The organism is Streptomyces sp. NPDC054796 (genome assembly GCF_053611545.1).
The window spans coordinates 163,765-177,190 of record NZ_JBSHAO010000015.1; the positions used below are offsets into that span (position 1 = coordinate 163,765).

A 13,426-nucleotide genomic window follows, 5' to 3' on the forward strand; every position below is an offset into this window, starting at 1 on the left:
GGAGGATCCGTGGACCTGTCCCTGTCGACCCGGACCGTAGGCGATCGGACGATCGTCGAGGTCGGTGGCGAGATTGACGTATATACCGCGCCCAAGCTGCGCGAGCAGCTGGTCGAGCTTGTGAACGATGGCAGCTATCACCTCGTAGTGGACATGGAAGGCGTGGACTTCCTGGACTCCACCGGCCTTGGGGTGCTCGTCGGAGGACTCAAGCGTGTTCGTGCCCACGAGGGCTCACTGCGTCTGGTCTGCAACCAGGAGCGCATTCTCAAGATCTTCCGGATCACCTGTCTCACCAAGGTGTTCCCGATCCACGGCTCCGTCGACGAAGCCGTAGCGGCCACCGACTGACGTCCGTCCCCGCCGTCCGACGGCCACTGGGCCGCTGGGCGGCGGGCGCGACGACGGACTGGACACCGGACGCCGGGGCCGGGCCCTCTCAGCCCGCCCCTCGCGAGTGAGCAAGGAAAGACCCGAGGGGGATGGCATGGCCACCGTGGAACTCCGCTTCAGCGCGCTGCCTGAGCATGTGCGGACGGCGAGGCTGGTAGCCGCCGCCGTCGCGCGGCGCGCCGGAGTGGACGAGGCCGTGCTGGACGAGGTGCGGCTGGCGGTGGGCGAGGCGTGCACACGCGCCGTCGGGCTGCATGTGAGCAACGGCGTGGAGAGCCCGGTGCGGGTGGCGCTGATCGAGGAGGAGAAGAAGTTCTCCATCGAGGTCGGCGACGAGGCCCCGGCCGTCCCCTCGGCCGTGACGGTGGGCGGCGATGGCACGCTGGTGCCCGGCGCCCGTAACGGGAGCGGCGGCGACGGCTCCGGCCACGCGGGTGACGAGGACGAGGCCGACGGCGAGATGGGGCTCGCGGTGATCAGCGGGCTCGTCGACGACGTCGAGGTCACCGCCGACGAGAACGGCGGGCTGATCCGGATGAGCTGGCCCGTCTCCCCGGAGCCCGTGCTCCCCTGAGCCCCGCGGCCCCGCGTTCCCTCGCTGAGCGTCACAGAGGCCCGTACACCTCTGAACCCGTACGTTCCTGAACTCATACATGCGCGTTCGCCCCGTCCGGCCTCCGGGCCCGGGTGGGGCGGACGTGTGTTTGCGCCCCGATCTTCCCGTACGGATGTTCTCCGCTCCGTCCCCAACGGCCCACCGGGCGCACCCCGCGCGTAACCCCTCGCGCCCCTGACGCCCCACCAACCCCACGCGCCCCGGGCGCTTTTCCGGGGTATCCGGGAATTTTTCATGACCCCACACGATCATTCTTTACAGCGTCAGCGAATTTGTCACCCTCCCTCATGCGAGGGAATTTCCTGGGCCCGATCCTTTTGATCCTGGCTGTTGCAGGCGAAATACCGCTGTGGCGCTCTGTTTTGATCTAGTGCTGATCCCTACAATCCGTCCACATCTTTGCAGCAGGAGCTGAGCGCCCTACCGCGCGCCCCTGCCCCAACGTCAAGGAGGACGAATGGCGGGGCATCTCACCCCACTTCAGAACCACCAGCATCTCGCCGACGCCGTACTGACAAGCGCCAACCGTGGCCTCGTCATCGTGATCGCCGTGGTGGCCCTCGCGGCCCTCGGCGTCGCCGTGGTGCTGGTACGACAAGTGCTCGCCGCAGGCGAGGGCACAGACCGCATGAAGGAGATCGCCGCTGCCGTGCAGGAAGGCGCGAACGCCTACCTCGCACGGCAGTTGCGTACGCTCGGCGTTTTCGCCGTCGTGGTCTTCTTCCTGCTCATGCTGTTGCCCGCAGACGATATGAACCAGCGGCTAGGCCGTTCGTTGTTCTTCCTGGTCGGCGCGGTATTCTCCGCGGCAACCGGCTATATCGGCATGTGGCTCGCGGTACGCAGCAATGTTCGTGTTGCCGCTGCGGCACGTGAGGCGACACCTGCCGAGGGCGAACCCGCACATGATCTGACGAGCGTTTCGCACAAGGCGATGAAGATCGCTTTTCGTACGGGCGGCGTCGTCGGAATGTTCACGGTCGGGCTCGGACTTCTCGGCGCGGCCTGCGTGGTGCTCGTCTACGCGGCCGACGCGCCCAAGGTCCTGGAAGGCTTCGGTCTCGGTGCCGCGCTGATCGCGATGTTCATGCGTGTCGGCGGCGGCATCTTCACCAAGGCGGCGGACGTCGGCGCCGACCTCGTCGGCAAGGTCGAGCAGGGCATCCCCGAGGACGACCCGCGCAACGCGGCCACCATCGCCGACAACGTCGGTGACAACGTGGGCGACTGCGCGGGCATGGCGGCCGACCTCTTCGAGTCGTACGCGGTCACCCTCGTGGCGGCGCTCATCCTGGGCACCGCGGTCTTCGGCGACGCGGGCCTCGCCTTCCCCCTGATGGTCCCGGCCATCGGCGTCATCACGGCCATGATCGGCGTCTTCACGGTCGCCCCGCGCCGTGCCGACCGCAGCGGCATGACCGCCATCAACCGCGGCTTCTTCATCTCCGCCGTGGTCTCCCTGGTGCTGGTCTCCGCCGCCGCCTACGTCTACCTCCCCTCCAGCTACGCCGACCTGAACGGCGTGTCGGGGACCGACGCGCAGGAGGTGCTGGGCCACAGCGGCGACCCGAGGGTCCTCGCGATCGTCGCCGTCGCCATCGGCATCGTCCTGGCCGCCGTGATCCAGCAGTTGACGGGGTACTTCACGGAGACGACCCGCAAGCCCGTGCGCGACATCGGCAAGACCTCGCTCACCGGGCCCGCCACCGTCGTCCTCGCGGGCATCTCCATCGGCATGGAGTCCGCCGTCTACACCGCGCTGCTCATCGGGCTCAGCGTGTACGGCGCCTTCCTGCTCGGCGGCGGCACGGTGATGCTGGCGCTGTTCGCGGTGGCGCTGGCCGGTACCGGTCTGCTGACCACCGTCGGCGTCATCGTCGCCATGGACACCTTCGGCCCCGTCTCCGACAACGCGCAGGGCATCGCCGAGATGTCGGGCGACGTCGAGGGCGCGGGCGCCCAGGTGCTCACCGACCTGGACGCGGTGGGCAACACCACCAAGGCCATCACCAAGGGCATCGCCATCGCCACGGCCGTACTGGCCGCGTCGGCGCTCTTCGGCTCGTACCGCACGGAGCTGGTCTCCGCGCTGAGCGAGGCAGGAGAGAAGAGCGGGAAGATGCTGGAACTGCTCGACATCGCGCAGCCCAGCACCCTGGTGGGCCTGATGTTCGGCGCGGCCGTCGTCTTCCTCTTCTCCGGGCTGGCGATCAACGCCGTCTCCCGCTCCGCGGGCGCGGTGGTCTACGAGGTGCGGCGCCAGTTCCGGGAGAAGCCCGGGATCATGGACTACACCGAGAAGCCGGAGTACGGGCGCGTCGTCGACATCTGCACCAAGGACGCGCTGCGCGAGCTGACCACGCCGGGCCTGCTCGCCGTGATGTCCCCGATCTTCGTGGGCTTCACCTTCGGGGCCGGCGCGCTGGCCGCCTTCCTGGCGGGCGCGATCGGCGCCGGCACCCTGATGGCGGTGTTCCTCGCGAACTCCGGAGGCGCCTGGGACAACGCCAAGAAGCTCGTCGAGGACGGGCACCACGGCGGCAAGGGCAGCGAGGCGCACGAGGCCACCATCATCGGCGACACGGTCGGCGACCCGTTCAAGGACACGGCGGGCCCCGCGATCAATCCCCTGCTGAAGGTGATGAACCTCGTCGCGCTGCTCATCGCGCCCGCCGTCGTGCAGTTCAGCTACGGCGACGAGGCGAACGTGGGCGCCCGGGTCGTGGTCGCGGCCGTCTCCATCGCCGTGATCGTCGGCGCGGTCTACGTCTCGAAGCGGCGCGGCATCGCCGTCGGGGACAGCGACGGTGACGAAGGCAACACGGAACGGACGACCAAGCCGAGCGATCCGGTGACCGCCACCTAGCCGCGACCGGAGACCGGCCGGACACCGGCCGGAGAAACGCGGACAATCCCACCCAACTCGCGGGTGGACGAGGCGCTTTGACGCCCCGTCCACCCGCCTATTCGTGTGAGGGATATCCCAATGAGGCCCATGGGTCAGCCGGTGCGCTTTTAGTGCAAATGGCTGCAATAGTGGTCAGAAGGATCGTTCGACTCGCCGTTGGTGCCCTCTTGGCGTGTATGTTCCGGGCCGAACAGCCACGGAAGGGACCGATCCGGTGAACAAGAAGCTTGCGGCTGCACTCTCCGGCTGTGCGGCACTCGTACTCGCGCTGTCCGGTTGCAGCGACGACAGCGACAAGAAGACGGACGAGTGGGCCAAGAAGGTCTGCGACCAGGTGCAGCCACAGGTCAGCAAGATCCAGAAGGCCAATGCCTCCATCGACGACGCCTCCCAGCAGAAGAAGTCGTCCGAGGAGGTCCAGAAGACCGACGCGGCTGCCTTCCAGCAGATCTCCGACGCCTACGGGTCCCTCGCCGACGCGGTCGAGGACGCGGGCGCCCCGCCCGTCGACGACGGCGAGAAGACCCAGAAGGACGCGGTCAAGGAACTGAGGAGCATCTCGAAGAAGTACAAGGGTCTGAAGACGACCGTCGACGGGCTCGACACCAAGGACCAGGCGAAGTTCGCCGAGGGCCTCAAGGGCATCGCCACCAAGCTCGACTCGCTGGGCAAGAGCGGCGACGAGGCGCTGAGCAAGCTCCAGTCCGGTGACCTGGGCAAGGCGATGGCCAACCAGAAGGGCTGCAAGAAGCCCTCGCCCAACGCGTCCCAGAGCTCGTAGGGCCGGGCGGCCCCCATGGCGGCCCGGGCTCACCCGGGCCGCCGCCCCACTCGCCACGCCCTCGCCCGCCTCGCCCGCCACGCCCTGGACCGCACCGGCCCGTACCGCCTCGCACCGGCCTGCGACGCCTGCGCGCCCCCGCACCCGCGCGGGCCCCGCCTCGGACACAATGGCCGCGTGAGTACCAGTCAGAACCCGAGCCAGGACGCCCGTCAGAGCCGCAGCCAGGCCCAGGCCCAGGACCAGGACCAGGCCCAAGGCCACAGCCAGGACCAGAGCCGGCCCCGGAACGGGACCGGAAGCGGGCGGCTCCCGCGCGCCGACGACCCCGGGCGCACCGCGCGCCTGCGCGAGTCGCTGCTGGCCGCCGGGTTCACCGCCGACGGACTGCTGGAACTGCTCGGCGCGCCCGCCTACGCGGCCCTCGCGCGCAGCGAGACCGTCCCCGCGCTGCGCGCCACGCGCGGCGAAGGCCCGCTGGAGTCCCTGGTGCGGCTCTTCCTGCTCCAGCAGCCCGTGCCCCACGAACGCGCCCGCGTCGCGCTGCCCGTCGAGGACGCGCTGGAGGACGGCTGGCTGCTGCGGGCCCCGGCGGGGAACGTACGGGCCAGCGTCGACGTCCGCCCGTACGGCGGCCCCGAGGGCCAGGACTGGTGGATCGTCGCCGACCTCGGCTGCGCCGTCGGCGGCGCGTCCGGGATCGGGCAGCGTGCCGAGGACATCGTGCTCGGCATCGGCGGAGCCTCCACGACGCTCGCCGGGATCACCGTCCGCACCCCTGTCGCACGCGCCCTCGACCTCGGTACCGGGTCCGGCATCCAGGCGCTGCACGCCGCCCAGCACGCGACGCGGGTCACCGCGACCGACGTGAACCCGCGTGCCCTGGAGTGCGCGGCGCTCTCCCTCGCGCTGTCCGGGGCGCAGGCGGCGGAGCTGCGCGAGGGGTCGCTGTTCGACCCCGTCGCCGACGAGGAGCCGTATGACCTGATCGTGTCCAATCCGCCCTTCGTCATCTCGCCCGGAGCCCGGCTCACCTACCGGGACGGCGGCATGAGCGGCGACGATCTGTGCCGCACGCTCGTCGAGCGCTCGGCCGCCCACCTGGCGGACGGCGGCTACTCCCAGCTCCTCGCCAACTGGGAACACAGGGGCGACGAGGACTGGCGCGAGCGCGTGACGTCCTGGGTACCGGCGGGCTGCGACGCGTGGATCGTGCAGCGCGAGGTGCAGGACGTCACCCAGTACGCCGAGCTGTGGCTCAGGGACGCGGGGGACCACCGCACAGATCCGGCCGAGTACGCGGCGCGCTACGACGCGTGGCTGGACGAGTTCGAGCGCCGCGGTACCAAGGCGGTGGGCTTCGGCTGGATCACCCTGCGCAAGTCGGGCGCCGAGAGCCCCTCCGTCGTCGCCGAGGAGTGGCCGCACCCGGTCGAGCAGCCGCTCGGCGAGGAGATCAGGTCGCACTTCACACGCCAGGACTTCCTGCGCTCCGTGGACGACGCCGCCCTGCTCAAGTACCGCTTCGTGCTCGCCGACGAGGTGGTGCAGGAGCAGGTCGGGCTGCCGGGGGCCGAGGACCCCGAGCACGTCGTGCTGCGCCAGAACCGCGGGATGCGGCGCGCCACGAAGGTGGACACGGTCGGCGCCGGGTTCGCCGGGGTGTGTGACGGCTCACTGCCGGCCGACCGGATTCTGGACGCCATCGCACAGCTTGTGGACGAGGACCCGGTGGTGCTGCGCGACCGCACGCCGGAAGCCATCCGCCTCCTGGTGGAGCAGGGCTTCCTGCTTCCTGTCGAGGGCAGTGGGGAGAGCGCTGGGGACGCGGTGGCCGACGGGGCGTAGCGGCGTCGCGCTCCGGCGCGGCTCCCGGGCGCAGTCCGTGCGGCGTTCACCTGGCGTTCGTACGGGGGACCGCTCCCGGTGGAAGGGTGCGCGGCATGGAAAGTGGACCCGCTGTCTTCGCCGGAGCCGCCCTCGCCGTGTTCGGGGCCGGACTGCTGCTGTGGACCTCGGTGCGCGTGCTGTCGCGCCAGCCGGTGGCCGAGGCCGACCACCCGGCCGCCGCTGCCGCGCTCACCGGACTTTTCGGCGTGATTTCGCTCATCACCGGCGTCTGGGTGCTGCTCTCGGGGTGAGGGTCCGGTGAGCACCGGGCGGCAGGATGGATGGTTGTCGGGTTACCGTTCGAGTGGCGTTGCGGACTTTTCCCGTTTGACATGGAGGCGGGAGGTACCGTCACACTCCGCAGCGACACCGATGCCGTACGCCAACTGCCAACCGGAGAGAAGAGCAGAAGTTGTCCCCGACCAGCGAGACCGCAAAAGGCGGGCGCCGACTCGTGATCGTCGAGTCGCCTGCCAAGGCTAAGACGATCAAGGGCTATCTCGGTCCTGGCTACGTGGTCGAGGCCAGCGTCGGGCACATCCGCGACCTTCCGAACGGCGCGGCGGAGGTCCCCGCCAAGTACAAGGGCGAGTCCTGGGCGCGCCTCGGCGTCAATGTGGATCATGACTTCGAGCCGCTGTACGTCGTCAACAGCGACAAGAAGGACCAGGTCAAGAAGCTGAAGGACCTGCTCGCCGAGTCGGACGAGCTGTACCTCGCCACGGATGAGGACCGCGAGGGCGAGGCCATCGCCTGGCATCTGCGCGAGGTCCTCAAGCCGAAGGTTCCGGTCCGCCGGATGGTTTTCCACGAGATCACCAAGGACGCCATCCGCGACGCGGTCAGCAACCCCCGCGATCTGAACCAGCGCCTCGTCGACGCCCAGGAGACCCGCCGCATCCTCGACCGCCTCTACGGCTACGAGGTCTCGCCGGTCCTGTGGAAGAAGGTCATGCCCCGGCTCTCCGCGGGGCGTGTCCAGTCGGTCGCGACGCGGCTGGTCGTCGAGCGGGAGCGCGAGCGCATGGCGTTCCGCTCCGCCGAGTACTGGGACCTGACGGGCACCTTCGCGACGGGGCGGGCGGGGGACGCCTCGGACCCGGGCACGTTCGGCGCCAGGCTCACCTCCGTCGACGGCAAGCGCGTCGCACAGGGCCGCGATTTCGGCTCCGACGGGCAGCTCAAGAGCCCGGACCAGGTCCTCCACCTGGACGAGGCCAACGCCCGCGCGCTGGCCGCGGCCCTTGAGGACACCCGGTTCTCGGTGCGCTCCGTCGAGTCGAAGCCGTACCGCCGCTCCCCGTACGCGCCCTTCCGTACGACGACCCTCCAGCAGGAGGCGAGCCGGAAGCTGGGATTCGGCGCGAAGTCGACGATGCAGGTGGCGCAGAAGCTGTACGAGAACGGCTTCATCACCTACATGCGTACGGACTCCACGACCCTGTCCGACACCGCGGTCTCGGCCGCGCGTGCCCAGGTCACGCAGCTCTACGGCGCCGATTACCTGCCGGACAAGCCGCGCACGTACGCGGGCAAGGTCAAGAACGCGCAGGAGGCGCACGAGGCGATCCGCCCATCCGGCGACCGCTTCCGCACCCCGGCCGAGACGGGCCTGACGGGCGACCAGTTCCGGCTGTACGAGCTGATCTGGAAGCGGACCGTCGCCTCCCAGATGAAGGACGCCGTCGGCCAGTCCGTGACCGTGAAGGTCGGCGGGCGCTCGGCGGACGGCCGGGACGCCGAGTTCAGCGCGACAGGCAAGATCATCACCTTCCACGGCTTCCTCAAGGCGTACGTCGAGGGCTCCGACGACCCGAACGCCGAGCTGGACGACCGCGAGCGACGCCTGCCGCAGGTCAGCGAGGGCGACGCGCTCACGGCCGAGGAGATCTCCGTCGACGGCCACGCCACCAAGCCGCCCGCCCGGTACACCGAGGCCACGCTCGTCAAGGAACTGGAAGAGCGCGAGATCGGGCGCCCCTCCACGTACGCGTCGATCATCAGCACCATCCTCGACCGGCGCTACGTGTTCAAGAAGGGCACCGCGCTCGTCCCCTCGTTCCTCTCCTTCGCCGTGGTCGGCCTCCTGGAGAAGCACTTCGGGCGCCTCGTCGACTACGACTTCACCGCCAAGATGGAGGACGACCTCGACCGCATCGCCACGGGCAACGCGGAGGCGGTGCCGTGGCTGCGCCGGTTCTACTTCGGCGAGGGCGGCGGCGCGGCCGACGGCTCGGCCGCCGACTCGGGCAACGGCGACGGCGACCACCTCGGCGGCCTCAAGGAACTCGTCTCGGACCTGGGCGCCATCGACGCCAAGGGCATCTCCTCCTTCCCCGTGGGCGAGGGCATCGTCCTGCGCGTCGGGCGCTACGGCCCCTACGTGGAGGGCCCCGCCGAGACAGAGGGGGAGACCGGACCGCGCGCCGACGTACCGGACGACCTGCCTCCGGACGAGCTGACCGTCGATCTCGCCAAGGAACTGCTGGCCAAGCCCAGCGGCGACTTCGAGCTGGGCACCGACCCCGAGTCGGGCCGCCCGATCGTGGCGCGGGACGGGCGCTACGGCCCGTACGTCACCGAGGTCCTGCCCGAGGGCACCCCGAAGAGCGGCAAGAACGCGGTCAAGCCGCGCACGGCCTCGCTGCTGCGCTCCATGTCGCTCGACACGGTGACGCTGGAGCAGGCGCTCAAGCTGCTGTCGCTGCCGCGCGTCGTGGGGACCGACCCCGAGTCGGGCGAGGAGATCACCGCGCAGAACGGGCGCTACGGCCCGTACATGAAGAAGGGCACGGACTCGCGCTCCCTGGAGAGCGAGGACCAGATCTTCACGATCACGCTGCCGGAGGCCCTGGAGATCTACTCCAAGCCCAAGCAGCGCGGCAGGGCCGCGGCCAAGCCCCCGCTCAAGGAGCTGGGCACGGACCCGCAGACCGAGAAGCCGGTGGTCGTGAAGGACGGCCGCTTCGGCCCGTACGTCACCGACGGCGAGACCAACGCGACGCTCCGCCGGGACGACGACGTCGAGACGATCACCCCTGAGCGCGGCTTCGAGCTGCTCGCGGAGAAGCGGGCGAAGGCCCCCGCGAAGAAGACCGCGGCGAAGAAGCCGGCCGCCAAGAAGACGACGGCCAAGAAAACGACCGCCAAGAAGACCTCGGCTTCCACGGCCAAGAAAACGGCCGCCAAGAAGACGACGGCGAAGAAGGCTCCGGCCAAGAAGACGACGGCTTCCACCGCGAAGAAGTCGACGACGGCCAAGTAGCAGGGCCCACCGGGAGCACGTCCGGACGTAAGACCGGAAACAACCGGAATCAAGAGGAGTCCCTCGTGTTCCTGCCCCCTTTGGGGTGGGGCGGGGGCGCTCCGGCGTGTGCGCCGGGGCTCGCGCGCTCCGGGCGGAGTCGGGTGCACTCCGGCCCAAAGGGTCGGAAGGTTCGGATGGGGCGAGGGAGAACACTTCCTCCCCACAAGCCTCACCTCGCCCGCCCATTTGTTCGGGCGGCGGCACAAGGGGCCCCCTGCTCGCTATACGCTGGCGGGATGACGCGTGCAGAGCAGCCAACGGGCGTGAACCCCCCACCCCCCGACGACGCACTCGCCGCACAGTCCCGCGACAGCGCCGTAGGGGCGCTGCTGCGCTATCCGCCGCTACGACGGCTGTGGAGCGCGCAGTTGACCGGCGGGATCGGCGATGCGCTGGCACTGCTGGTGCTGTTGCTGCTTGCCCTCCAGGCGGCGACGGTGCAGGCAACGGGCGGCAGTCCCCTCTTCGGCGGCGGTTATCGGGGGCTGGCGCTGGTCGTCACCTCCGTGTTCGCCGTGCGGCTGCTGTCCACGCTGCTGTTCGGCGCCGTGCTCCTCGGCCCCCTCTCCGCGCTGGTCACCCCCGCGCGGGGAACCGGCAGGGCGGCCTCGCCGCGCACCGGTGCCAAGGCCAAGGCCACGGACGGCGCGGGCAGTGGTACGGGCGGCGCGACGATCTCGCTGGAGAAGGGCGAGAGCGACGGCAAGGGCGCCGACGGCGCGAAGGACGGCGCCGACCCCAAGGGAGCCAAGGGAGCCAAGGGCGGCAAGGCCTCCGGCACCGGCGGCACCCGCGCGGGCGGCGCCTCGGCCAGGGGACTGCTCGACCGGCGCTGGACCATGTTCGGCGTCGATGTCGTGCGGGCCCTCGCGCTGATCGTCGCCCCCATGTGGATCGACTGGACCCCGGCCAACGCCTTCGTCCTCGTCCTCGTCACCGTCTTCGTGCTCGGCGTCGGCGAGCGCCTGTGGACCATCGCGAAGGACAGCGCGGCGCCCGCGCTGCTGCCCTCGCCGCCGCCCGAGGGCGCGGCCGTGCGGCCCCTGCCCGACCACCAGGACGCGCTGCGCCGCCTCTGGCTGCGCACGGGCTTCGTCTCGCTGCCCGTCGCCGCGGCCGGGCTGGTCCTCGTCACGCTGATCAGCAACCTGTTCGGCTCGGGCATCGACTGGTTCCACACCCACCAGGCGGCTCTCGCCTCCTACGTGGCGGCCGGGCTCTTCGCCGCCGCGGTCTCGATCGTGTACTTCCTCCAGTTCCCCGACACGGCGACCCCGCGTCCCCGCTCGCCCCTGGAGGGCCTGCGCCGTCCCCGTAAGGGTGACGGCACCGACAAGGGGCGCACGGGCGCGATCCCGCTCCTCGTGCTGGCGTCGGCCGCCGTAGGCGGCGCCGTCGCCGCCGCTGTCGCGCTCGCGCCGCTGCGCGCCGCCGATCTCGGCGGCGGCCCGGTCGGCTTCGGGCTGCTCGTCCTCGCGCTGACGGGCGGCACGGTCGCCGGTATCCGGCTCGCGCCCCGCGTCCTGGAGGGGCTCTCGCGCAGGCGCCTGCTCGCGCTGGCCATCGCGCTGACGGGCGTCGCGCTGCTCGCCGCCGGCATCGTGTCCGACCCCACGAGCGTGCTGCTGCTCGCCGTGCTGGCCGGCCTCTCGGCGGGCGTCGCGGCCAATACCGGGCACACCCTGCTGGACCAGGAGACGGAGGACTTCCGCCGTCCCCGTACGACCGAGCACCTCCAGGCCGTGGTGCGCCTGGCCATCGCCGTCTGCGCGCTGGCCGGGCCCGCGCTCGCCGCGCTGATCGGGCCGCACCGCGTCGAGCAGGGCGCCTTCGTCATCGACCACGGCGGCGCCGCCTTCACGCTGATGCTGGTCGGCGCGCTGCTGCTGCCCGTCGCCGCGCTGGTCCTCGGCCGCGCCGACGACCGCCAGGGCGTGCCGCTGCGGCGCGACCTGCGCGAGGCGTTCGGCGGCGGCCAGCCGCGCCAGGCCCCGGCCGCCAGCGGCTTCTTCATCGCGCTGGAGGGCGGCGACGGCGCGGGCAAGTCCACGCAGGTGGAGGTCCTCGCCGAGTGGATCCGCGCCAAGGGGCACGAGGTCGTCGTCACCAAGGAGCCCGGCTCGACGCCGATCGGCAAGCGCCTGCGCTCGATCCTGCTCGACGTCTCCTCAGCGGGGCTCTCGCACCGCTCCGAGGCCCTGCTGTACGCGGCGGACCGCGCCGAACACGTCGACACCGTCGTCCGCCCCGCGCTGGAGCGCGGCGCCGTCGTCATCTCGGACCGCTACATCGACTCGTCCGTCGCCTACCAGGGCGCGGGCCGCGATCTGTCGCCGACGGAGATCGCCCGCATCTCACGCTGGGCGACGGACGGGCTCGTTCCGCACCTCACCGTCCTGCTGGACGTCTCGCCCGAGACGGCCCGCGAGCGGTTCACGGAGGCGCCCGACCGGCTGGAGTCCGAGCCCGCCGAGTTCCACGAGCGCGTACGGTCCGGCTTCCTGACCCTCGCAGCCGCCGACCCCGCGCGCTATCTCGTCGTCGACGCGGGCCAGGAGCCCGAGGCCGTCAGCACGGTCGTACGCCACCGGCTCGACGAGGTGCTTCCGCTCTCCGAGGCCGAGATCAAGGCCCGCGAGGAGGCCCGTAAGGCCGCCATCGAGGAGGCGCGCAGGAAGGCCGAGGAAGAGGCCGCGCGCAAGGCAGAGGAAGAGCGCCTGGAGCGCGAGCGTCAGGCGCAGATGGCCCGGCTGCGCGCCGAGGAGGAAGAGCGCAAGCGGCGCGAGGCCGAGCTGGAGAAGGAGCGCGAGGAGGCGCGCCGCGCCGAGGAGGCCCGGCAGCGGGCCGAGGAGGCACGGCGCATCGCCGAGGAGGAGCGCCGTCGGCGCGAGGCCGAGGAGCAGGCGCGCAAGGACGAGATCGAGCGGCAGCGGCGGCTGGCCGAGGAGGAGGCCCGGCTGCGGGCCGAGGCCGAGGAGCGCCGTCTCGACAAGCAGCGCAAGGCCGAGGAGGCGCTGCTGCGCGCGGAGCAGGCGCGTGCGGCGGAGCAGTCGCGGACGGCCGAGCACCCGCTGCCGGGGGACGTGCGCGATCCCGACGGTTCGGACGCGGACACGGCGCAGATTCCGCAGGTGAATCCGGAGGACGCGGCGGCCGGGCACGGTGGCTCGGGCGGTCCGGGCGTGCGGCACTCGATGACCAAGGAGGGTGCCCACGGCGCGGAGGAGTCCGACGCGGAGCGTACGGCGCTGCTCCCGCAGGCGGGGCACGCCGGGCAGCCGGGACGGCCCGCGGCCGAGGACGACGAGACGGCGCTGCTCCCCCAGGTGAACCCCGGCGGCCCGGACGACGGGCCCGAGGGCGAGGACCGCACCCGGGAGATGCCGCAGATCGACCCCGAGACGGGCCGCCCCACGAGGCCGCGCCCCGACTGGGCCGAGGAGACCCCCCTCGACGACGTGCCCACGCTGGCCGACGAGCTGCTCGGCGGTCGCGAGTACGGGGACTACGACGAGGACAACGGGAAGAAGC

The 13,426-nt window shown here is 71.2% G+C and carries 8 protein-coding genes; all 8 read left to right on the forward strand.

What is annotated here, in order from left to right; all coding sequences use genetic code 11:
* Positions 1-9 precede the first annotated feature (9 nt).
* Positions 10-351 (forward strand): anti-sigma factor antagonist BldG, encoded by a 342-nt coding sequence (gene bldG / locus ACWGJ2_RS15720; RefSeq protein ID WP_453346637.1) that lies wholly within the window; start codon positions 10-12, stop codon positions 349-351.
* Positions 352-487: 136 nt separating this feature from the next.
* Positions 488-967: an ATP-binding protein gene (locus tag ACWGJ2_RS15725; RefSeq protein ID WP_453346638.1), complete on the forward strand. Its 480-nt coding sequence runs from the start codon at positions 488-490 to the stop codon at positions 965-967.
* A 499-nt stretch (positions 968-1,466) separates the two neighbouring features.
* Entirely contained in the window at positions 1,467-3,875 is a 2,409-nt protein-coding gene (locus tag ACWGJ2_RS15730; RefSeq protein WP_453346639.1) for a sodium-translocating pyrophosphatase, read from the forward strand.
* Positions 3,876-4,131: 256 nt separating this feature from the next.
* On the forward strand, positions 4,132-4,698 hold the full coding sequence (locus ACWGJ2_RS15735; RefSeq protein WP_453346640.1) for a small secreted protein: 567 nt from the start codon (positions 4,132-4,134) through the stop codon (positions 4,696-4,698).
* Between the two features lie 345 nt (positions 4,699-5,043).
* The gene (locus ACWGJ2_RS15740) at positions 5,044-6,546 is read left to right on the forward strand and encodes a DUF7059 domain-containing protein (RefSeq protein ID WP_453346650.1); all 1,503 of its coding nucleotides are present in this window, start codon (positions 5,044-5,046) and stop codon (positions 6,544-6,546) included.
* Between the two features lie 95 nt (positions 6,547-6,641).
* Positions 6,642-6,839, forward strand: coding sequence for a hypothetical protein (locus ACWGJ2_RS15745; protein WP_453346641.1), 198 nt, complete (start codon positions 6,642-6,644; stop codon positions 6,837-6,839).
* Between the two features lie 161 nt (positions 6,840-7,000).
* Positions 7,001-9,853, forward strand: coding sequence for a type I DNA topoisomerase (gene topA / locus ACWGJ2_RS15750; RefSeq protein WP_453346642.1), 2,853 nt, complete (start codon positions 7,001-7,003; stop codon positions 9,851-9,853).
* Between the two features lie 305 nt (positions 9,854-10,158).
* On the forward strand, positions 10,159-13,426 hold a 3,268-nt coding region (tmk, locus tag ACWGJ2_RS15755), incomplete at its 3' end, for a dTMP kinase (protein WP_453346643.1).